This is a genomic window from Ornithinimicrobium avium, assembly GCF_003351765.1.
GTDB lineage: Bacteria > Actinomycetota > Actinomycetes > Actinomycetales > Dermatophilaceae > Ornithinicoccus > Ornithinicoccus avius.
On the sequence record NZ_CP031229.1, the window covers coordinates 1,227,747 to 1,248,176 of the forward strand.

General features: G+C 72.7%; 12 protein-coding genes and 2 pseudogenes. 8 read left to right on the plus strand and 6 right to left on the minus strand.

All coding sequences use genetic code 11. The annotated features are described in order from the left end of the window. Positions 1–88: 88 nt before the first annotated feature. From DV701_RS05595 to mraZ, 3 genes are all read right to left on the minus strand, one after another. The gene (locus DV701_RS05595) at positions 89–565 is read right to left on the minus strand and encodes a hypothetical protein (RefSeq protein ID WP_162802830.1); all 477 of its coding nucleotides are present in this window, start codon (positions 563–565) and stop codon (positions 89–91) included. After that, on the minus strand, positions 562–1,653 hold the full coding sequence (gene rsmH / locus DV701_RS05600; RefSeq protein WP_228255323.1) for a 16S rRNA (cytosine(1402)-N(4))-methyltransferase RsmH: 1,092 nt from the start codon (positions 1,651–1,653) through the stop codon (positions 562–564). Before rsmH ends, DV701_RS05595 begins: the two co-directional genes overlap by 4 nt. Before the next feature lie 248 nt (positions 1,654–1,901). After that, positions 1,902–2,336, minus strand: coding sequence for a division/cell wall cluster transcriptional repressor MraZ (gene mraZ / locus DV701_RS05605; RefSeq protein ID WP_114927430.1), 435 nt, complete (start codon positions 2,334–2,336; stop codon positions 1,902–1,904). Between the two features lie 370 nt (positions 2,337–2,706). Here mraZ and DV701_RS05610 point away from each other — a divergent pair, with 370 nt between their 5' ends. Genes DV701_RS05610 through DV701_RS05625 form a run of 4 tightly spaced genes read left to right on the plus strand, consistent with a single transcriptional unit; the run spans position 2,707 to position 7,419 of the window. After that, entirely contained in the window at positions 2,707–3,684 is a 978-nt protein-coding gene (locus DV701_RS05610; RefSeq protein ID WP_114927431.1) for an AAA family ATPase, read from the plus strand. 32 nt (positions 3,685–3,716) lie between these two features. Next, complete coding sequence (locus DV701_RS05615) at positions 3,717–4,955, plus strand: DUF58 domain-containing protein (RefSeq protein ID WP_114927432.1); 1,239 nt, start codon at positions 3,717–3,719, stop codon at positions 4,953–4,955. Then, entirely contained in the window at positions 4,952–6,997 is a 2,046-nt protein-coding gene (locus DV701_RS05620; protein WP_114927433.1) for a transglutaminase family protein, read from the plus strand. Before DV701_RS05615 ends, DV701_RS05620 begins: the two co-directional genes overlap by 4 nt. After that, positions 6,949–7,419 (plus strand): hypothetical protein, encoded by a 471-nt coding sequence (locus tag DV701_RS05625; RefSeq protein WP_114927434.1) that lies wholly within the window; start codon positions 6,949–6,951, stop codon positions 7,417–7,419. Before DV701_RS05620 ends, DV701_RS05625 begins: the two co-directional genes overlap by 49 nt. Positions 7,420–7,541: 122 nt before the next feature. Here DV701_RS05625 and DV701_RS05630 read toward each other — a convergent pair whose 3' ends face one another. Next, positions 7,542–8,486 carry a type IV toxin-antitoxin system AbiEi family antitoxin domain-containing protein gene (locus tag DV701_RS05630; protein ID WP_114927435.1) on the minus strand — a complete coding sequence of 315 codons (945 nt, stop codon included), beginning with the start codon at positions 8,484–8,486 and terminating at the stop codon, positions 7,542–7,544. A 169-nt stretch (positions 8,487–8,655) separates the two neighbouring features. On the opposite strand from DV701_RS05630, the gene DV701_RS05635 reads away from it, so the two are divergent. Further along, positions 8,656–8,979 carry a hypothetical protein gene (locus tag DV701_RS05635; protein WP_162802831.1) on the plus strand — a complete coding sequence of 108 codons (324 nt, stop codon included), beginning with the start codon at positions 8,656–8,658 and terminating at the stop codon, positions 8,977–8,979. Between the two features lie 30 nt (positions 8,980–9,009). Here the strand turns inward: DV701_RS05635 and DV701_RS18710 are convergent, their stop codons facing one another. Continuing rightward, positions 9,010–9,186, minus strand: a complete 177-nt coding sequence (locus DV701_RS18710; protein ID WP_228255244.1) for a hypothetical protein — start codon at positions 9,184–9,186, stop codon at positions 9,010–9,012. A 12-nt stretch (positions 9,187–9,198) separates the two neighbouring features. On the opposite strand from DV701_RS18710, the pseudogene DV701_RS19430 reads away from it, so the two are divergent. The 3 genes and pseudogenes from DV701_RS19430 to arfB all read left to right on the plus strand — a co-directional run. Beyond that, positions 9,199–9,330: pseudogene (locus DV701_RS19430) on the plus strand (transposase family protein); the annotation flags it as partial. Between the two features lie 37 nt (positions 9,331–9,367). Then, positions 9,368–10,426 (plus strand): annotated as a pseudogene (locus DV701_RS05640) (ISL3 family transposase); the annotation flags it as partial. 310 nt (positions 10,427–10,736) lie between these two features. Next, positions 10,737–11,198: an alternative ribosome rescue aminoacyl-tRNA hydrolase ArfB gene (gene arfB, locus DV701_RS05645; protein ID WP_114927437.1), complete on the plus strand. Its 462-nt coding sequence runs from the start codon at positions 10,737–10,739 to the stop codon at positions 11,196–11,198. Positions 11,199–11,336: 138 nt separating this feature from the next. On the opposite strand, the gene DV701_RS05650 is transcribed toward arfB, so the two are convergent. Beyond that, entirely contained in the window at positions 11,337–20,354 is a 9,018-nt protein-coding gene (locus DV701_RS05650) for a SpvB/TcaC N-terminal domain-containing protein (RefSeq protein ID WP_114927438.1), read from the minus strand. Between the last annotated feature and the right edge of the window lie 76 nt (positions 20,355–20,430).

Here is a 20,430-nt window from a genome sequence, read left to right on the forward strand (position 1 = left end):
ACGCCGGACCGTCCCTCGACGGGGGGCGCGGGCTGCGTTCACCTTGAGGCTCACCCCTGTCCTGCGTCGGTCGTTGTCTGCGTCGGGCCTAGTCGTCGTCCACGGCCACGCCGGTGGCGGGCAGGTCCACGGTAATCGCCGTGCCGCCGTCGACCTTGGAGGCCACGCCGGTGATGGACCCGTCCGACAGCCGCAGGGTCGCGGTGGAGGTGGACGGCACCATGTGCAGCTTGCGGGCGTTGTCGGCCAGCGTCTCCGAGGAGCGCAGGTCGGACAGCTGGGCCTCCAGGGTCACCCGCGTGTCGTGCAGGGTGGTCTGCTCGGCCGCCAGCCGGGACAGCGTGTAGGAGCCCTCGGCGCGCTGGGTGTTGAGCAGCAGCACGGCCGCGCACGCCGCGAGCACGATGGCCAGGCACAGCAGCCGGAAGCCGGTGTGCGCGACGGCCGGCGCGGCGTCGACCACGCGGGTGCGCGTCGCCGACCCGCCGATGCGGATGTCGGTGGGGCGCGGCAGTCGGGCCGTCACGGCCCGGCCGAGCCGGGGGGCGATCGTCATCTGACTCACGGGGTCACCTCGTCTTGCGTGGTCGGGGGCTGGTCGGAGGTATGCGGTGCGCGCCGGTCGGTGGTCCGGCCGCGCTCGGGCGCCTGGTCGGGAGTGGCCCGGGTGCGCTCGGCGGCGCGCAGGCGCACCGAGGCCGAGCGGGGGTTGGCGGCCACCTCGGCCGCGTCGGCCTGCTCGGCGCCGCGGACGAGCAGCCGCAGCCACGGCGCCTGCTCGGGCAGCTCGACCGGCATCTGCGGCGGCGCGGTGCTCGTGGCGCCGGCGGCCAGCCCTCGCTTGGTGAGGCGGTCCTCGAGGGAGTGGTAGGACAGGACGACGATCCGGCCGCCGACGGCCAGCGCGCGCAGCGCCCGGTCCAGCGCCTGCTCCCACACGGTCAGCTCGGCGTTGACCTCGATCCGCAGCGCCTGGAAGGTGCGCTTGGCCGGGTGGCCGCCGCTGCGCTGGCTGGCCGCGGGCACCACCCGGTGCAGCAGCTCGACCAGCCGGCCGGAGCCGGTGAACGGCTGCGCCTCGCGCTCCCGGACCACCGCGCGGGCGATCTTGCGCGCGAACCGCTCCTCGCCGTAGTCGCGCAGCACGCGCTCGAGGTCGCGGGCGTCATACCCGTTGAGCACGTCCGCGGCGGTGGGGCCGGTCGTCTGGTCCATCCGCATGTCCAGCGGCGCGTCGGTGCGGTAGGCGAAGCCCCGCCCGACCTCGTCCAGCTGGAGGGAGGAGACGCCGAGGTCGAAGAGGACCGCGTCCGCGCGGGCCAGGCCGAGGTCGGCGAGCACGGCGGGCAGGTCGTCGCTGACCGCGTGGACGCCGGTGAACCGGTCCCCGAAGCGGGCCAGCCGCTCCCCCGCCAGGGCGAGGGCCTGGGGGTCGCGGTCGATGCCGACGGCGCGGGCCTGCGGGCAGCGCTCCAGGACGGCCTCGGCGTGCCCGCCCATGCCGAGCGTGCCGTCGACGTAGACAGCGCCCTCGCGCTGGAGCGCGGGGGCGAGGAGGTCGACGCAGCGGCCGAGCATGACCGGCACGTGCCGGTCGCCGGCCGCGCCGTCCGCGTCCGCGGTCTCCTCTGCTGGGGGCTGGCTGTCGGTCATGGTCCGTGGCCCGGGGAGGTGACCGGTGCTGTCCTTCTCGTCCCGGCCCCTGGTCCCCCACCGTCCGTCCGTGGTGCCCTCCGGCACCGGGGAAGTGTGCCGGGAGGCGGTCGGCTCCGGCGCGGGGGAAGTCGCGTCGGTTCCGGGGTGGCCCGGCACGGGGGAAGTCGTGCCGGGACGTGGGTCGGACGGGGGGAGGCCAGGGGTCGGGGTCGGGTGCCGGTCGCTGGGCGCCGGCGGAGCACCGCTCACATCAGTCCGGGCACCACCTCCTCCGACTGCTCGGCGAAGGCGGCCTCGCTGGCGGCCAGGTAGGTCGTCCACCTCTCGGTGTCCCACACCTCGACGCGCTCGCCGGCACCGATCACGGTGCACTCGGTCCTGAGCCCGGCGTAGTCGCGCAGGACCTGCGGGATCGTCAGGCGGCCCTGGCTGTCGGGCCGCTCGTCGGAGGCGCCGGAGAGGAAGACGCGCTGGTAGTCCCGCACCGCCTTGTTGGAGGTCGGGGTCTGCTGCCACTGCGCGACGAGCCGCTCGAACTCGGCCTGCGGGTAGATGACCAGGCTCCGGTCCTGCCCGCGGGTGATGACGAGGCCGTCCTCGAGCTTGCCGCGGAACTTGGCGGGCAGGAACATCCGCCCCTTCGCGTCGAGCTTGGGCGTGTGGGTCCCCAGGAAGAGCACTCGGACCACCCCCTCTGCTCGCGGATCGACGGGTCTGCGTCTCCAATACGCTCCACTTTACTCCACAATGCTCCCCTGGCAAGCCCCCACGACGTGAGTCTGGAGTCATGGACCTCGAAAACCGCAGGTCAGATGGTATGTCGGTCGGTGGAGGACATCTGTCGCCGAAGCGCTGCCCCGGGACCCGTGGGCACCTGCACGGGGCGGGCGTGCACGACATACCCGCAGGTCAACGGCGCGTCGCAGGACGGCGGGGCGTGCGGGTGGTGCGTGGTGGAGGACGCCCGTTCCGGCGACGTCCCCGCGCCCCGACGGTGCCGCGTGACCAGCGCACTCGTCGGGAAGGCCCGCCGTTTGGCAAGATCGACCCATGTCCGCCATCTCCCCGGCACCAGAGACCGTCGACCTCGACGCCGTGCAGTCCGTCGTCGGCGCCGTCCACCAGGCCATCACCACGGTGATCGAGGGCAAGGACGACGTCGTCTCGACCGCCGTGACCGTGCTGCTGGCCGAGGGGCACCTGCTCGTCGAGGACGTCCCCGGCGTGGGCAAGACGATGCTGGCCAAGGCGCTGGCCCGGGCGATCGACTGCCAGGTCTCACGCCTGCAGTTCACCCCCGACCTGCTGCCCAGCGACATCACCGGCGTGAGCGTGTTCAACCAGGACACCCGCGAGTTCGAGTTCCGGCGCGGGGCGATCTTCGCCAACGTGGTGGTCGGCGACGAGATCAACCGCGCCTCGCCCAAGACCCAGTCGGCGCTGCTGGAGTCGATGGAGGAGCGGCAGGTGACGGTGGACGGGACGACCTATCCGCTCCCCCGGCCGTTCCTGGTGATGGCGACCCAGAACCCGATCGAGATGGAGGGCACCTACCCGCTGCCCGAGGCGCAGCGCGACCGCTTCATGGCGCGGCTGTCGATGGGCTACCCCTCGGCGGCGGCGGAGAAGGCGATGCTCGCCTCGCACGGCTCGGTCAACCCGCTCGAGCGGCTCGAGCCGGTGGCGACCGCGCAGGACGTGCAGCACCAGATCGAGGCCGTGCGGCTGCTGCACACGGCCGACGCGCTGCGGCAGTACGTCGTCGAGCTGGTCACCGCCTCCCGCAACCACCGCCAGCTGCGGCTCGGTGCCTCCCCGCGCGCCGGCCTGCACCTGCTGCGCGCCGCCCGGGCGCACGCCGCGCTGGCCGGCCGCGACCACGTGCTCCCCGAGGACGTGCAGGCGATGGCGGTGCCGGTGCTGGCGCACCGGGTGCTGCCCACCGGCGAGGCGTCGCTGGCCCGGCACAGCACCGCCGACCTGGTCCGCGACCTGGTCACCCGCACGCCGGTCCCCTCGGGCCGCTGAGGACGGGCGCAGGGGTGCGCGCAGGGGACGCGATGAGATCGCCGTGGTCGGTGCTGACGGCCCGGGGGCGGATCTTCGCCGTGCTCGGGCTGGTCGTGGTCGCGGCGGGGATCCTGCTGGGCTACGAGGACGTGACGCGGATCGGCCTGGTGCTGGTCGCGCTGCCCCTGCTCACCCTGCTGCTGATGCCGCGCCGGACCCCGCAGGTGCGCGTGCTGCGCGAGGTCCAGCCCTCCCGCCTGGTGCCCGACGCGCGCGGCGAGGTGCGGGTCCGGTTCACTAACGTGGGGCGGCGCCCGACCCGGCTCTACCTGGCCGAGGAGCACCTCGACCTCCAGCTCGGCGACCGGCCCCGGTTCGTCCTGCCCCGGATGGCCGCCGGTGAGGAGCGCCGCTTCCGGTATGCCGTCCGCTCCCGCCACCGCGGAGCCTTCAGCCTGGGCCCGATCGTGCTGCGCCAGCGCGACCCCTTCGGGCTGACCTTCATGACCCTGCAGCTGTCCTCGAGCTCGGAGATCCTCGTGCTGCCGCGGGTGCACAGCCTGGGCGACGGCCGGGTCCGGGGCACCTCGGCCGGCAGCGAGGGAGAGATGCCCCAGATGCTGGCCCTCCACGGCGAGGACGACGTGAGCATCCGGATCTGGCGCGAGGGCGACGAGCTGCGTCGGGTGCACTGGCCGGCGACCGCGCACCGCGGCGAGCTCATGGTCCGCCAGGAGGAGCGGCCCGCCCGTCGGCGCGCGCTGCTCGTGCTCGACTCGCGCGCCGCCGCCTACCCGGGGACCGGCGTGCGGCCGGGCTACGAGTGGGCGGTCTCGGCGCTGGCCTCGGTCGCCCGGCACCTGGCCGCGGACGGGTGGGTGGTCCATCTGCTCACCGACACCACCCTGCGCGACGGCACGACCGAGCGCGCGGTCGAGCTGGACGCCGCGCTCGACGCCCTCGCCCGCGTGCAGCCCGAGCAGGACTCGCGCCTCGACCGGCTCGCCGCGGCCGCCGCGCCCTTCACCACGAGCGGGGTGCTCGTCGTCGCGGCCGTCGTGGCGCACGACGAGGACGGTCTGCGCGAGCTGGCCAGCACCCGCCAGCCCGGCTCACGGGCGCTGGCGTTCGTCATCGACCCGGCGCGGTTCGGTGGTGCCGCCCAGCGCGAGCCGGAGGCGCCGCTGACCGGCGTGCTGGCCGACTCGGGCTGGCGCACGGTCGTCGTCGGCCCGCACACCGACATGCCGCGGGCGTGGGCCGCGATCAGCGGGGGGATGCGGTCATGAGCGACGTCGACGGCGTGGGCGTGGGCGTCTCGGAGCGCGAGCACGCCAGCGGCCCCGGCGGGGCCGCCGGTGATCTCGGCGACGGAGGCTCTGCAGGCTCCGGCCAGAGCCACCGCCGACGGGGGCAGGACCCCGAGGACAGCCGCCTCGCCCAGCTCACCGGTCACGACGCCTTCGCCCGCGGGATGTGGGCCGAGGGGCTCGTCGCGGCGCTGGCCACCCTGGCGGTGGCCTGGCCGCTGACCGAGCTGCTGCGCGAAAAGGACTGGCTGGTGCCGGCGGTCCTCATGGTGGTGCTGGTCGCCCTGGTCGGCGCCGTGCTGCGCACGGTCGACGCCGCCCCCAGCGTGGTGTCGCTGGGGCAGCTCCTCGTCGGGCTGGTCGGCGTGAGCCAGATCTACCTGCGCGACACGCTGCGCTGGTGGGTCGTCCCGACCCCCGTGACCGCAGACCGGGTGGGCGAGCTGCTGCGCGAGGCCGGCACCGTCCTGCAGACCTACGCCGCGCCGGCACCGACGACGACCGGCGTGGCCTTCCTCATCGTCTCGGTGCTCACCCTGACGGCCGTCTCGGTCGACTCGATGGGCGTGACCGGGCGGGCCCCTGCCAGCGCCGGCATCCCGCTGGCCGCCGGCTTTCTGGTCTCGGTGTCCAACTCCGGGCGGGCGATGGAGCCGTGGTACTTCGGCGCCGTCGCGATCCTCTGGCTCGTCATGCTCGCCCAGCAGGGCCACCGGGTGCTGGCGGCGTGGCCCTCGACGGACCGGCGCGAGGCGGTCGGTGGTGACGACGTGGCCAGGAGCGTGCCGAACTACCACGGGCTCACCCAGGTGCTCGGCGCACTCACCCTCGTCGCGGCGGTGCTCGGGGCCGCAGTCATCCCGCACCTGCCGCCGACCTTCTTCGCCGACGGACTGGCCCGCAACACGCAGGCCCGCACCGTCGGGGACGGCGGCGCCGAGGTGTCGTTCACCGAGACGATGGACCCCTCGCAGGACCTGCAGAACCAGTCGCAGGCGCCCGTGCTGACCTACCGCACCGACGCGGTCCGGCTGGAGCCGCTGCGCGTCACCGCGACCGAGCGGTGGGAGGACGGGCGCTGGGTCGCGCCGGAGCGGCGGCGCTCGGAGCTGCTGCCCGCCGGCACGCCGATCCCTCGTCCCGACGGGATGGGCCAGGACGTGCCGGCCCGGGAGCAGCGGGTCACCGTCACCGGCAACGCCCTCGAGGTCCCCCACCTGGCGCTGCCGTTCCCGCCCTCGGCGCTGCAGCTGAGCGGCGGCGGAGCGTCATACCGCTTCGACCCGACGGACTCGACGGTGGTGCTGCAGGAGCCTGCCCAGGGCTACACGGCCAGCTACCTCTCCCTCGCCGGGCGGGCCGAGCTGCCTGCCGGTGTCGGTGACCAGCCCGCGGACCCCGAGCGCTTCGACGCGGACCTGCTGACGGTCGACCCCGTCTCCGCCGACGAGGTGGCCGCGCTGACCGAGGAGGTCGTCGGCGGCACGTCCAACTCCCTGGAGGCCGCCGTGCGCATCCAGGACCACCTGCGCGGCAGCGACTACACCTACTCGCTCACGCTCGCGCCGGCTGCGGAGGCCGACGCGGACGACCCGATCGGCGGCTTCCTGGAGACGCGGCAGGGCTACTGCGTGCAGTTCGCGACGGCCATGGTGATGATGGCGCGCAGCGAGGGCATCCCGGCGCGGATGGCGGTGGGCTTCCTGCCGGGTGAGATCCAGACCGACGGCACCCGCAAGGTCATCGCCTCCGACGCGCACACCTGGCCCGAGCTGTGGATCGAGGGGCTGGGGTGGACCCGGTTCGAGCCGACGCCGGGCGTGCGCAGCTCGGCGCCGCCGGCCTACGCGCGCCAGGAGTCCGACGCCAGTGCGTCCGAGACCACCACGACCACGACGACCCGCACCGTCGCACCGACCGCCGAGCCGACCGCGCCCCCGCGGAGGAGAGCCTGTGGCAGCAGCTGTGGCCGGTGCTGTGGCGCACCGCGCTCGTCGTCCTGGCGCTCGGCCTGCTCATGACGCTGGTGCCGGTGGTGGGGCGGCGCTACCGCGAGGCCGGGCTGCGCGCGGCGGGCACGCCGGCCGAGCGGGTCGAGGGCCAGTGGCTGCTGCTGACCCGCAGCCTGGCCGACCTCGGTCTGTCCCCGCCCCCGGCCCGCAGCCCGCGCGGCATGCGGCGCCACTATCACGAGGCGACGACGCTGAACCGCCAGGGCGAGGACGCGCTCGGCCGCATCACCGGCACGCTGGAGCAGACCCGGTATGCCGACCCCTCCGGCCTCGACGACTCCTCGGCCGAGCAGATGGGCGAGGACGTGCGGACCGTGGTCGAGCAGGTGCGGATGGCCACCCCGTGGAACGTGCGCGCCAACGCGGCGGTCCTGCCGCAGAGCGGGCTGAGCGGGATCCGGGCATGGTGGGACGGCCTCTGGCGGCGCTGAGGGCTGGCCTCCCTCCCGCCTCGCCCCGCCCGTGCCACACCCCGCCGAGCCGTCGGCCTCGCCCAACCGACTTCACGACGGTTGTCGTAGAAAGTGACGGATACTTCCGTCGCGCTCTACGACTAACGTCGTGAAGTGGACGTGCGGCTCCGGTAGGCGGCGTGGATCTCGTTCTTGATCCTGGTCACGTTGTAGAGGTCCGCCCAGACAACCCGAGCGACGCCGTGTCCGAGCCCGCGGATGCGACGCTCACGCTGCCGCTCCGCCTCGAGGGCATCCTTGCCGTCCTTTCCGCCGTACTTCACCATGCCGTCGAACTCCACCACGACGTCGATCTCCGGCAGGTAGAAGTCGACACGGGCGATGACCTTGCCCGAGGCGTCCTTGACCTTGTGCTGCGGAATGGCGATGTAGCCGAGGTCCGCGAGCAGCAGCCGCAGGATGGACTCGCCCGCCGACTCGCTGCGGGCGTCTGCCTGGTTGACGACCTGACGGGCGCGCGCGATCCCGGGATGGCGCGGCATCCGCTCCAGCCAGCTCGTCAGCTCCTCCTTCGTGGTCAGCCCTGCCCGAAGAGCTGCGTCGGTCGCCACCTGGCCGGACCACAGCCCCGCCCGCAGCGAGGTCCCGAGCACGGCGAGAGCCGGAATCACAGTGGGTACCCCGTCCTTGTGGGTCAGCGCGTCCTCGCCGGGGAACGGGTAGATGCGGTAGGTGTCGAAGCGGCGGCCCCCGTCCTGCCCCTCCCGGGTGTGCACGGTGTGCACCAGCTCGAGCTCCTTGTCGAGCACCGGAAGTCCGTGCAGGACCGCGGCGCTCTGCTGGCAGGCCGCCAGCCGGCCGTGCCGGCTGACCACGATCCCGATGGTGCGCCGCCGGTGGTGCTCCTCGGGACTGACGCCCTGGAGCAGCTTCGTCTCCACGTAGGCGCCCCTGGCCACGCGGGTGAGGACGCCGGCCCGCACCAGCGCCCTCAGGTCGTTGCCGGAGAGGCCGAGGCGGGCAGCTGCCTTGGTGGAAAGCACTCCCCCGTGCTGGTCGAGGTGAGCCCGGAGCGCAGAATCCATGCCGGTCAGCCTGCGATGCCGTGCCCCCGCGCCGCCCGGGTCCAGGGCGATCTGTGGACAAGCCACTGACGCACGTGGGCGTGTGGACGAAGGTCCTACGAGGCGCAGCCGGCGGCTTCGCGTTGAGCTCGGCCAGTGCGCTCTCGGCGGCGGCCATAGCCTCGTTGAGATGCTGCTCCTCGAGCTCGAGATCTGCTATCCGCTGGTCGAGGTCGGACCTGTCCGCGACAAGAGCGGCACGCTCGGCCTCGAGAGCGGCACGCTGCGCCTCGAGCTCGGCGATCGCTGCAGCGTTCTGCCTAGCAGCGGCCCGCAGCAGGTTGGTCTGGACCGCGCCTCGGTGCGCGAGCTGGTTCACCACGCCGTTGCAGATCCCGTGCGTGAACCCGCTGCCGGAATTAGCCGGAGCCGCCTGCGCTGGTCCCACCCCGGTGAACGTGCCGATGGCCATCGCGGCTCTTCGAACTTAACCGGGCACGCCCGGGGAGCCTGACCTGACGTGAGGTGCCCGTGACCTCGGTGATCATGGCTGTGTCAAGCAGTTCATGGCCGCGTTGGTGAGGTCACGGGCATGTCCCAGGGTACGCAACATCAGGTTGAGGTTCAGCACGTCGAGGTCGGCGCCGACCGGTTGCTGGGGCTGGAAGGAGTCGCGGTCCAGCTGGTCGAGCTCGAGGACGACGGTGCACGGGTGGTGCACGTGGCCACCGCTGTGGAGGCCGCTGCGGCGTGCCCGGCGTGCGGGGTGATCTCCACCTCGCTCAAGGGCCGGGCGAGGACAAGGCCGCGGGACCTGCCCTACGGCACGGACCCGGTGCGCCTGGTCTGGCACAAGCGGCGGTGGCGGTGCCGGGAGGGGCTGTGCGCGAGGGGCTCGTTCACGCCAGGCACTGCCCAGCGTCCCGGCCCGGGCCCGGCTGACCACGAGGCTGCGCCAGGCGTGCGGCGCCGGGGTGGCCGAGGACTTCAAAGACGTGAGGGCCGCTGCACGATACCACGGGGTGTCCTGGCCGGTCGCGCACGCGGCGTTCGTCGACCACGTGAGCCCGGCGCTGAGCGCGCCGCTACCACCGGTGTGCGTGCTCGGGATCGATGAGACCCGTCGCGGGAAGGTGCGGTGGACCCAGGACCCTGACACCGGCCGCTGGCAGGTGGTGGCCGACCGGTGGCTGAGCGGGATCGTGGACGCCGCCGGTACCGGCGGGCTGCCCGGCCACGTCGATGGGCGCGCCTCGGCCGGGGTGAAGGCCTGGCTGCTCGCCCAGCCTGACTCCTGGCGGGCGGGCATCACCCACGTCACGATCGACCTGTCCGCCTCCTACCTCAAGGCCGTGACCGAGGCGCTGCCGGACGCGGTCGTGGTGGCAGACCGTTTCCACCTGGTCGCCCTGGCCAACCAGACCCTGACCGAGGTGCGGCAGCGCGCCACCCGCGACGTGCGCGGCCGACGCGGCCGCAAGAAGGACCCGGAGTGGGCGGGGCGGCGCCGGCTGCTCACCGCGCACGAGAACCTCTCGTCGGCCTCGTTCGTCAGGATGTGGAACCGGTTGATCGACGCAGGCGACCCCGGGCAGGAGGTCCTGTACGCCTACACCGTCAAGGAGCGCCTACGTGAGCTGCTCGCGCTGTCCGGGACGGACCCGGACCGGTCGGTGATCTCCCACCGGCTGTGGCTCTTCTACGAGCAGGCCGCCTCCTCCCGCTCCCCGGAGATCCACCGCCTCGCCGCCACCATCGAGGCCTGGTGGCCCGCCGTGGAGGCCGCGATCCTCACCGGCTACTCCAACGCCCGCTCCGAGGGCTACAACCGGCTGGCCAAGCACCAAGGACGCAACGCCTTCGGGTTCCGCAACACCGACAACCAGAGGCGCCGGATACGCTGGGCCTGCACCCGCCAACACCGGCGGGCCACAGCCAGAATCACCGAGTTGCCCGGTTAAGTTTGATGAGCCGCCATCGCGGGCACCACCAGCGCCATGACGCCCCGTCGCGCCAGACCACTCCCCTGCGCCGCCCGCGACCAACCGCGGCCTACCTGCCTATTGCTCATGAATCTCGACGCCTCCATTGCGTAGCTACCTGCCTCGTTCGGGTCAGGTCACACAAAATTCTAAATGGATCTTTGCCGTTTCTTTACCCGTCGATCGTTCAAACACCTAAACGCTCCAAAGTTAAATCGCGTGTGGCGCCCATTCGCGGCGCATACCCGTTGGATCGCCCCGTTCAGCGCGTGCTGCCACACTGAGAACCATGCCCGTTGCCGCAGAGCTCGACCTCGTGGTGCCGCCCGGACCGGGGCTGCGCCACGGCCTCGTCGTGCCCGCGGGCGAGCTCGAGGAGCGCTTCACCAGGGCGAGCGGCCCAGGGGGACAGGGGGTCAACACGACCGACAGCCGGGTCGAGCTGTGGTGGGACCCGGCCACCTCCACGACCCTCACCGCGCACCAGCGCGAGCGGGTGACCGGTGCGCTCACGGCATACCTCGTCGGTGGGCGGGTGCGCGTGGTGGCGGCCGAGCACCGCTCCCAGCGGCGCAACCGCAAGGCGGCCCGCGAGCGCCTGGCCGAGCTGATCCGCGAGGCGCTCGCTCCCCCGCCGCCACCGCGGAGGGCGACGAAGCCGACGCGCGGGTCCCAGCGCCGCCGGCTCGACGCCAAGCGGCGGCGCTCGGCGATCAAGGCGCGGCGCACGCGCCCGACGGGCAGCGACTGACGGGCGCCGGCGGGACGCGGCACGACTCCACGACGGTTGTCGTAGAGGCTGACGGATACTTCCGTCGTGCTTTACGACAACCGTCGTGAAGTGCGGTGGGGGCGGGCCAACCGTGTCGCCGGTCGGGTGGGGGGCGGGCTACTCGTCGCTCCTGGGCACCGCCTCCTGCTGCTTGACCGGCGTGGGCGGCAACGGCTTGGCCTTCTGCCGCTGAACCGCCTGGGCGTGGGCGTCCGTGGCGTCCCCGCCGGCGTCCGCGGCGGCCTTGTGCGGCAGCGGCGGCAGCGGCTTGAGCTTCTGCACCTGCGCCGGCGTGAGGCTGTCCGCCGCCGCGTCGCCGCCCACGTCCGGACCGGGGCCTCCGGGCAGCACCGCGTCGGGCCGTGGCGGGGCTGCCCCGGACGCGTCGTCGCCGCCGGTCGCAGACCCCTTGCGCACCGTCACCTGCGGACTGGCCACGAAGCCCAGCTTGACCGTCCCGGTCGAGACGTTGACCTCGACCAGCGGCACCGCGCTGAGCACCTGGTCCAGCTTCTGGATGCGCGCGGTGTGCTTGCTGATCGCATACTTCGCGAACGAGCTCGGCAGCGTGCGCTGCAGGTCGGCGAGCGCCTGGGCACGCAGCGCCGGCGTCGCGTCGAGGGCGGCACGGTACTTCTTGATCTCCTCCATCTGGGCGTTCTGGCGCGTCTTGGTCCAGATGAACGCCTGCCCGGAGGGGTCGATGAAGCTCACCGGGTTGGACCCCGCGAAGGAGTACGCCGCCCGCAGCTCGGGGTTGGCCACGACCGCGGTCGGGTCGCCGGCCAGCAGCGGGTCGGGCGAGTAGAGCATCTCCTCGCGGGTGTCGTACCACCGCGGGCCGACGTCGAGCAGGTCGCGCCGCTCGTCGTAGTAGTGCCCGCCGAAGAGGTACGGCGTGCGGTAGACCGTGCTGTTCTCCATGAACCAGATCTCCCCGCCCGGGAAGTACTCCAGGTGCTGGAAGGTCTCTCCGCGGTAGTCGGTGACCATGTTGGTGCTGCCCTGCAGGTCCTGGTGCAGGAAGTAGCGCGTCAGCTCCTCCTCGCCGCCGTCGTCGCGCTGGGTGGCGATGCGGTTGTCGCCGGCCCACACGTGCTTGTAGATCTCGGTGCCGTTGCGCAGCGTGAACCACGGGTTGACGAAGGCCGTCTCCCCGTTGGGTCCGCGCTCGATCATCCGCTGGCCCGAGTCGTCGTACTTGTAGGTCGTGCTCGCCGACGAGTCGTCCACGAGGGTGAGCCGGTCGGTGGCGTCCCAGGTCAGCTGTCGGATCCACCTGCCCTTGGAGTCCTTGGTCCCGAGCAGGTTGCCGTCGGCGTCGAAGTGGTAGCTGCGCGGTCCCACGGTCCCGTCGGCGGACTCGGCCAGCCCCGGCGCGGCGTCGGAGTAGGTCCGGTCGAAGGTGTAGGTCGTCTCGTCCTGGACGAGCTCCTTCTTGCCCTTGCGTATGACGTCGCGCTGGTTCTTGGCGACCACGTTGCGGTGCTCGTCCAGCTCCAGGTCCAACGCGTAGGCGCGCGTGGCCTTCGTGTCGACGTCCCACTGGCCCTGCGCCCCGACCAGCCGGTCGTAGGCGTCGAGCTCGTAGGTCTGCCGGCTCGGGCCGCCGAACAGGCTCGGCTCGGGGGCGGGCAGCTCGTTGCGGTACGCCAGGACGTTGCCGACGGCGTCGTAGTCGTAGTTGAGGTCCTGGATCTCGGTCTGCGCGGGCTTCTTGACCTTGCGGTCCGCAGAGATCGTCCGCTGACGGTCCAGCCACCGGGTCGCGGGGTCGTAGGCCCACTCGGTCGTGACGGCGTTGCCGTACTCCGAGGAGCGCGGCGAGAGGAACTCGTCGTAGGTCGACCCGAGCAGGTAGTCGTAGTGCCACGTCCGCGGACGACGCTCGACGATCGGCTCGCCCTCCTCGTCGAAGCCGATGATGACGTCCTCGTAGCCGTCCTCCTCACCGGTCACGGCGCGCACCAGACCGCCGGCGTCGTAGTCGTAGGTCAGCCGCTCGCTGTCCGGGTAGGTCATGTGCAGCAGCCGGCCCAGCCCGTCGTAGTCCCACGTGGTGGTCCAGGTGAAGTCCTGCGCCCTGGCCGGGTCCCAGTTGTGCAGCTTGACCTGCGCGGCCTGCTTCACCACGGTCCCGCCGCGGCTGTAGCCGAGGTCGAGGATGCGCGTGCCGTCCTCCACGCGGGTGATGCGCCCCGCGCCGTTGCCGTCGGCACCCATGGCGCCGTACGTGTAGGACACGTCGGGCGTCCCGTCCGGGTGGTCGATGGTCACGAGCCTGCCCAGCTGGTAGTCGTAGGTGGTGGCCGTGCCCGCGGCGCGCAGGTTGGGCGTGACCCGGCTGGTCAGCCGGCCCTCGTCGTCGTAGGTCATCTCCACCAGGCCGGCGTCCGGGGTGTCGGTGGAGGTGCGCCGCCCGAGCATGTCGTAGGCGTGCGTGGTCACCTCGCCCGAGGAGTCGGTGAAGCTCAGCAGCGCACCGGTCCCGGCGTAGTCGTAGGTCGACGTCAGCCTCGGCTCGCCCGCCGGCTCGTCGTCGATCTGCAGCACCCGGCCGCGCATGTCGGTCCACGTCGTGGTGGCCCGACCGCGCGGGTCGGTGCTGACCGTCTCGTAGACGACCGTCGCCGGGTCGGAGCCGGGCAGCTCGGTGTAGGTGTAGACGTTCGTCGTCACCCGGCCACCGGGCTGGGTCACCTCGTCCGGCGCGTCCCACAGGTCCAGGACGGTCACCGTGGCGGCGGCCGGGTCCGGGACGCTCAGGTCGTATGCCGTGAGCTCGGGCTGCTGGTCCACGGTCGGGTAGTGGTCGCTCACCACGCGCCCGAGGGCGTCGTAGGCCACTGCGCCGCTGACGCTGCGCCCCGCCACGCCGGGCTCGCCGACGGCGGTGTGCAGGCTCACGTCGCGCTTGGTCTGCGTGGTGCGGCCCAGCCCGTCGACGAAGGTGACGGTGTCGATCGTGTCGCCCGGGTGGAGCGCGTCGGTGTGGTGCGCGACGGCATACCCGTAGTCCGGGTCGCTGGGCGCGTAGTCGAAGCTGACCAGCGCCTCGCTCTCCCCGATCTGGCTGATCGCCACGATCCGTCCGAGGGTGTCGTAGGTGTAGCTGGTGGTCCACCCCGGCGCGTTGGTGCGCGAGGCGACGCGCCCGGAGAGCGGGTCGAAGGTGGCCGAGGAGGTCACCCCGGTGCGCAGCGCGCCGCTCGTGTCGCCGGTGGCGATGAAGGCGGCGACGGCGGCGTCGGTGGCCAGGTCGTACTCCGCCACCCGGGCGACGTCGGAGTGCCGGTCGGCGTCGTAGGTGTACTGCACCGCATACCGGACGCCGTCCTTGCCCGCGGGGTGGACGATGCGGTCGTAGGCGCCCCACTCGTTGTAGGCCAGGTCGGTCACGGCGGTGGCGCCGGTGCCGTCGATCTGCTCCTCCAGGTGGGTGACCGAGGCGTTGTCGCACAGCGCGGCGCGCCCGTCACGGTGGCCGTAGACGATCTCGGAGGCCCCGCTCGCGCCGTTGGTCAGCGTGATCTCGGCAGGCAGGCTGACCCAGGTCGGGCAGACGTCCTGGTCCCACAGCGGGCTCGGCGCGGCCGGCGCGGTCGGGCAGCCGATCGTGGAGGAGATGTTGCAGGTGCTGTAGACGATCCGGGTCAGCACGTCGTCGGCGGTCGTCTCGGTCTCACCCTCGTCGAGCTGGGTCAGGACGTTGCCGAGGCCGTCGTAGGCGTAGACGCTCAGCGTCTCCTGACCGACCTGGGCACCGTCGTACTGCTGCTCGCCGACCTCGAGAAGCAGCGGTGCGACGGACGTGCCGAGCGAGCCGACACCGGTCACCTCGATCGCGCCGGGCAGGCCGGCGGCGTCGACCGTGGTCACCGGGGCATGGATGTCCCCCAGGGCGTCGCGGGCGTCGCGGAAGCCCCACTCCATGGTGGCGCCCTGGATGTTGCCCTCGCCCCGGCCGATGGAGGCGTCGTACTGGACCACCGTGGTGGCCAGCCCGGCGTCGAAGACGTTGTCGTTGAGGTAGCTGCGCTCGGTGCTGCGGATCACGGTGCCGTCGGAGGCGTCGACCTCGTGCTCGGTGACCGTGGCGAAGCCCAGCGACTGGCGGTGCACCCGGTCGAAGCGCAGCCCGTCGTAGTCGAAGGTGCGCTGCAGCACGTCGGCGCCGTCCGTGTCGACGCCGTCGACGACCCCGGGGTGGCCGTCGTCGACCCTCACGCTGCTCATCACCCACACCGAGCCCGGGTGCTCCACGGTGTTGCCCTTGCGCTCGTAGTCGAGCTCGACGGTGCCGCCGAGGGGGTTGTCGACGGTGTGCAGCAGGTTGGTCCGCCCGTGCGTGTTGAGCATCACCTGCAGGGCCGCGTCGTCGGTGGTGGCCAGCGAGTCCGCATAGCCGTCGCCGTTGACGTCGGCCAGCGTCACCTCGCTGCTGGACAGCGAGTTCTGGTAGCTGGCTCCGGGGTTGATGACGATGTAGCACAGCGGTGTGGGCAGGCACAGCGGTCCCACGTAGACGGTGAAGTTGAAGCCGCCGCCGACGCTGCTGGACCGGTCGAAGGAGGCCTGCTGGCCCACGTCGATGGAGCCCATCGCCGGCTGCCCGGACTGCATCGGACCGTAGGTCACGGCGTCGCGCAGCCCGCTGCCGGTGCCGAAACGGACCGTGGGAGGACCGTCGATCGCGCCCTTGTGGACCTGGTCGAGGATCCCGTCGCCGTTGAGGTCCTGCCAGGACCAGCGTGCCATGTCGTAGTTCCAGTCGAGCGTGACCCCGCCGGCGAACTCCGCCCACGGCGTGGAGAAGCCGCCGCCGGTCGACCCGGCGTAGGAGTCGCGGGTCCCGAAGCCTCCGCTGCCCAGCCTGAGCTCGCCCTCGGTGAAGGCATAGCCCAGGTTGTAGCGGACGAAGACGCCGTCGGGCGTGCCGCGGACCACGTCGGGCAGCCCGTCGCCGTTGACGTCGGCGAGCGCCCTCTGGGTCGTCGAGCCGCCGTCGGTCGCCTCGCCCGCGGCGTCGGTGAAGTCCTCGCCGTACTCCTGCGCCGGGTTGGTCGGGACGCCGGGCACGCCGGTGTCCCCGGAGCCGCCGGAGGTGGTCGGGTTGGTCCAGCTGCCGCTGACGCCCAGGTCGACGCCGAGGCCGACGCCGCTCTCGTTGGCGTCGCCGCCCTTGCCGGCGGAGTCACCCTCGGTGGCGTTGGTCTGCCCCTTGGCGTTGGCGTTGATGTCGACCAGGCCGATGCTCAGGCCCAGGGAGGCCGAGGCGGTGAGGTTCTGTGCCTCGGTCTCTCCGTCGAAGCCCACGCTGTCCGGCGCGAAGCCGCCGCGCTGGCGGGTGTACTGCACCTGCGTGTCGGTGACCACGTCGGGGTAGCCGTCGCCGTTGAGGTCCTCCAGGTCGACCAGGCCGAAGCTCGGCGAGACGCCCAGGCTGCCGCCGAGCGGGCCGAGGCCGATCGCCAGGGCGGCCGCCGGGGCGGTGACCGAGACGCGGGTCACGGCCCGGCCGGAGCCGCCCGCGACGCCCAGGTCGATGCTGTCCGCGCCGAGGCGCGAGGAGCGCATGCTGGTGGCGCTGGCGGCCAGGTTCTCCCTCGTGCCCTGCCAGACCGGGCCCGCCAGCGGCCCGCGCCGCGGGAAGTCGGCGGCGAGCTCGGCGGGCACCCCGGGCGGGTCGGCCAGGCCCAGGTAGGCGTAGGCGCGCTCGGTGGTCGGGGCACCGTCGGCGACGTCGTCGAAGCCGTCCGGCCTCTGCGTGTCGGCGTCGTCGGGGTAGTCGTCGGGGTCGACGACGAAGGCGTCCTCCTGGATCGGCCGGGTCGCCAGGTCCCCGCCGGCCCGGTAGCCGGCGACCGCCCAGCCGCGGTAGGGCAGCGGGAAGATGCCCTGCAGCCCGCTGGCCAGCACCGGCACGTCGAGCGCGACGTCGCCGGAGCCGTCGCTCGCGCCGTCCGGCCGCAGCGCGAAGGAGGTCAGCTCGGTCGTCTCGGAGACCGACGGGTCGCTCATCGTCACCTCGACCCAGTAGTCGGTGTCCGAGGTCAGGGCCGCGTCGAGCTGCACCGTGTGCACCGAGGCGAGGGCGAAGGGCACGGGGTTGGGGTCCAGCTTCAGCGTCGCCTGCGCGACGACGCCGTCGGCGTCCTTGACCGACACGGTCACCGGACCGCCGACCTGACCGGTGTCCTGGGTCAGGCCCACGACGGCGTCGAAGGTCCCGCCGACGCTGGAGGTCCACGGCACCGACACACCGGCGGGGCGCCGCTGGGGGTAGATGTCGACCTCCGGCGTCAGGTCCATGACCATCCTCGGGTCGCCGTCGGCGTCAGCGACGTCCAGGGCAGTCCCGTCGGGACCGGTCGCAGCGGTGTAGGTGAGCGAGGAGGACCACTCCACCGCGCCGAGGTCGATCGGGGTGTCGACGGCCAGGTGGGCGCCGACGGTGTCGGGCGCCCCGACCTGCTGCTCGGGGTGGTCCGGGTCGGGCAGCGGCGGGGCCGTGACGTCGAAGCTCGCCGTGACCGTCCGGGTGCCCGTGAAGTCGGCAGTCAGGTGGGCGTCGGCGCCGAGGTCCACGGGGACGCCGCCGTGCTCGAGCACGAGGTCGAGGTCGTCGGAGGTCTCGGCGGACTTCTCGATGGTGGCGGAGAAGGAGACGGTGCCGGCGTACGGCATACCGACCCGGGTGTCCGGCCGCCCGACGGTGGTGAAGTCCGCGGCCGCGTCGTAGACGGTCTGCGAGAGCCCGTTGACGTCCGGCGGCACGTCGGCGGCGGACCCGAAGCCCGCGACCTCGGCGTAGCTGATCACCGGGGACCAGGTCACCTGGTCCCCGGCGCCGTCGTCGACCGAGCCGACGCGGAAGTAGATCGCGTCGCCGGCGGCCACGTCGAGCACGAGAGGGAAGGCCACCCCGCCCGGGGTCGCCTGGTCCGCCTCGCTCGGCAGGTCCACCGGCTCGTCGGCCGGGCAGGTGTATGCCGTGCCGCTGTCGTCGTCGTGCTCGGCGGGGTCGACCGGGCCGGCGGCCTCGAAGGCCGTGGTCGTGCCGTCGACCGTGAGCTCGTCGAAGGCCAGCTCGTCGTCGCCCAGCTGCACCGCGACGCGCACGCCGTCGAGGGAGTCGCCGTCGACCGGCGTCAGCGTCACGGGTGCCTCGATCACGACCCGTCCGCAGGCTGGCGCCGTCCAGCGGCGCACCGTGTCGACCAGGGGCGAGCTCTCCTCGAGCTGGTCCTGGATCTGCTGGAGCAGGTCGCTGCTCGGCGGCGCGGCCGGGCCGCTGCCGGTGGGCAGGGGCACGACGGTGTTGGTGCTCGAGCTCTCGAAGGTCGGCCGGCCCTGGTCGTCGAGGTGGTTGAACAGCACCGTGCCGTCGTTGACGAGGTCGGGCAGCCCGTCGGAGTTGACGTCGCTGAAGTAGGAGTTGCTCCACGACACGCTCGTGCCCAGACCGAAGGAGACGGTGACGCCGAGGTAGGCCTCCACGGAGAGCTGGACGTCGACGTTCTGGTCGAAGGAGAGCGAGTCGATGCCGGAGGTGTCCTGCGGGCCGGCGAACTCGGTGGTGCCCTTCGGGCCGTTCTGGTTGAGCCGGTAGGAGACGGTGCGCCCGTCCAGCCACACCTTGTCCGGCAGGTCGTCGCCGTTGATGTCCATCCACTCCGAGAGCGCCTTGGTCTCCCCGCCGCCGACCTGGATGCTGCCGCCGAAGGAGCCGACCTTCTGCGGGATCTCGGGGTTGAACCCGATGTAGGCGTGCCCCTCGGCCGAGTTCGACTCCGAGGCCCCCAGGGCCCCCGGGGCGACCTTCTTGTCCAGCATCGAGCGGGTCCTCAGGTCGTCGCCCGTGAGCCACGTCGCGCTCTCCCCGAAGCCTGCGTACGTGCCGTCGCCGGCGCGCACGTCGTCGAAGTAGCCGAAGGTGTGCACGGCCGTCTCGTCCGGGTCGCCACCGCTCTGCGTGAGGCTGCCGAGCAGCGACTTGTCGAACGGCGTGTCCTCGAGGTAGGCGAGGTCGTAGCGCACGGCCAGGTCGCCGTAGGTGTCGTCGGAGGTGCGCGGCTGGTCGGCAGGGTCGCCGTGGAGCACCTTGACGGTGGCCAGCCGCTGCGCGAGCACGTCGACGTAGCCGCCGGTGGCGTCGACGACGGGGTCGAGCCGGTCGCCGTCCTCGAGCTCGAAGCGCACCTGGTAGGCGGGGTCCTCCGGCCCGTCCGCCGTCGCCTTGGCGGTGTAGTCGATGCGGCTCAGGAAGGTGTGGCTCCCGCAGATCCTCGACGGGTGCGTGCACGTGTCCACGGCGTCCCAGCCGCTGTCGCTGCTCTCGTAGCGCAGCGTCTCGTAGTGGTAGGTGATGAGGTTGACGCCGACGTCGCGCTGGGCGGAGAGCAGCCAGCGCACGCCGTTGCCGTCGAGGTCGGTGACGATGGCCGAGGGGTCGATCGTGGCCGCCACCTCCGGGACGGGACCGCCGGAGTCGGGCGTGCCGCCGTACCAGCGCACGTTGCCCTGCTTGTCGCGGACCTCCCAGAAGTAGGTCGTGGGGCTGTCCCCGTGCCGGATGATCTGCTCGTAGCCGGTCTCGACCTGACGGGTCCAGTCCTGGCGCTCGGCGACGCGCGGCTCCCAGTCGTCGCGCACCGCGTTGGGCACGAGCTCGTCGCCGTCGAGGGTGTAGGACTCGCTCTCCTCGTCCGCGTCGAACCACGGCGCACCGAAGGTGGTGTCCACGGCGACCTCGCCGACCGACAGGTCCCACCCCATACCCGTCCAGCCGTCGTCCCCCTCCGAGCCGTAGGTGAGCGAGAGGTCGGGGGTGATGCCGCGTCCGGGCGGGACGAGCAGCGGGTAGGACAGGCTGGCACCGCCACGGCTGCCGGCCGTCGGCGGGTCGATGAGGGACAGAGCCTCGGTGGGGTCGGCGTACTGCAGCCCGTCGAGCCCGCCGGTCCCCAGCTGCTCCGGAGTGAGCACCGCCTCCCGGCCCAGGGTGTCGTCCGCGGCCACCACCGGGCCGGCGGTGCCCAGGACGGGCACGGTCAGGCCGGCCACCGCCATGCTCGCAGCCACCGCCACCCCGAGCGCGCGGGTGATCCTCGGGGACCTGGACGTCGTCGCCATGATCGTTCCCTCTGCCGCCGGAGCCGGACCGCCCCCGGAGCAGGAGCGGTCCCGACGGACAGGCCTACCAGGATCT

Coding starts and splice junctions, on each gene's coding strand:
- rsmH (WP_228255323.1), bottom strand. CDS start 1,653: ATGACCGACAGCCAGCCCCCAGCAGAGGAGACCGCGGACGCGGACGGC.
- DV701_RS05610 (WP_114927431.1), top strand. CDS start 2,707: ATGTCCGCCATCTCCCCGGCACCAGAGACCGTCGACCTCGACGCCGTG.
- DV701_RS05615 (WP_114927432.1), top strand. CDS start 3,717: ATGAGATCGCCGTGGTCGGTGCTGACGGCCCGGGGGCGGATCTTCGCC.
- DV701_RS05620 (WP_114927433.1), top strand. CDS start 4,952: ATGAGCGACGTCGACGGCGTGGGCGTGGGCGTCTCGGAGCGCGAGCAC.
- DV701_RS05630 (WP_114927435.1), bottom strand. CDS start 8,486: ATGGATTCTGCGCTCCGGGCTCACCTCGACCAGCACGGGGGAGTGCTT.
- DV701_RS05635 (WP_162802831.1), top strand. CDS start 8,656: ATGCTGCTCCTCGAGCTCGAGATCTGCTATCCGCTGGTCGAGGTCGGA.
- arfB (WP_114927437.1), top strand. CDS start 10,737: ATGCCCGTTGCCGCAGAGCTCGACCTCGTGGTGCCGCCCGGACCGGGG.
- DV701_RS05650 (WP_114927438.1), bottom strand. CDS start 20,354: ATGGCGACGACGTCCAGGTCCCCGAGGATCACCCGCGCGCTCGGGGTG.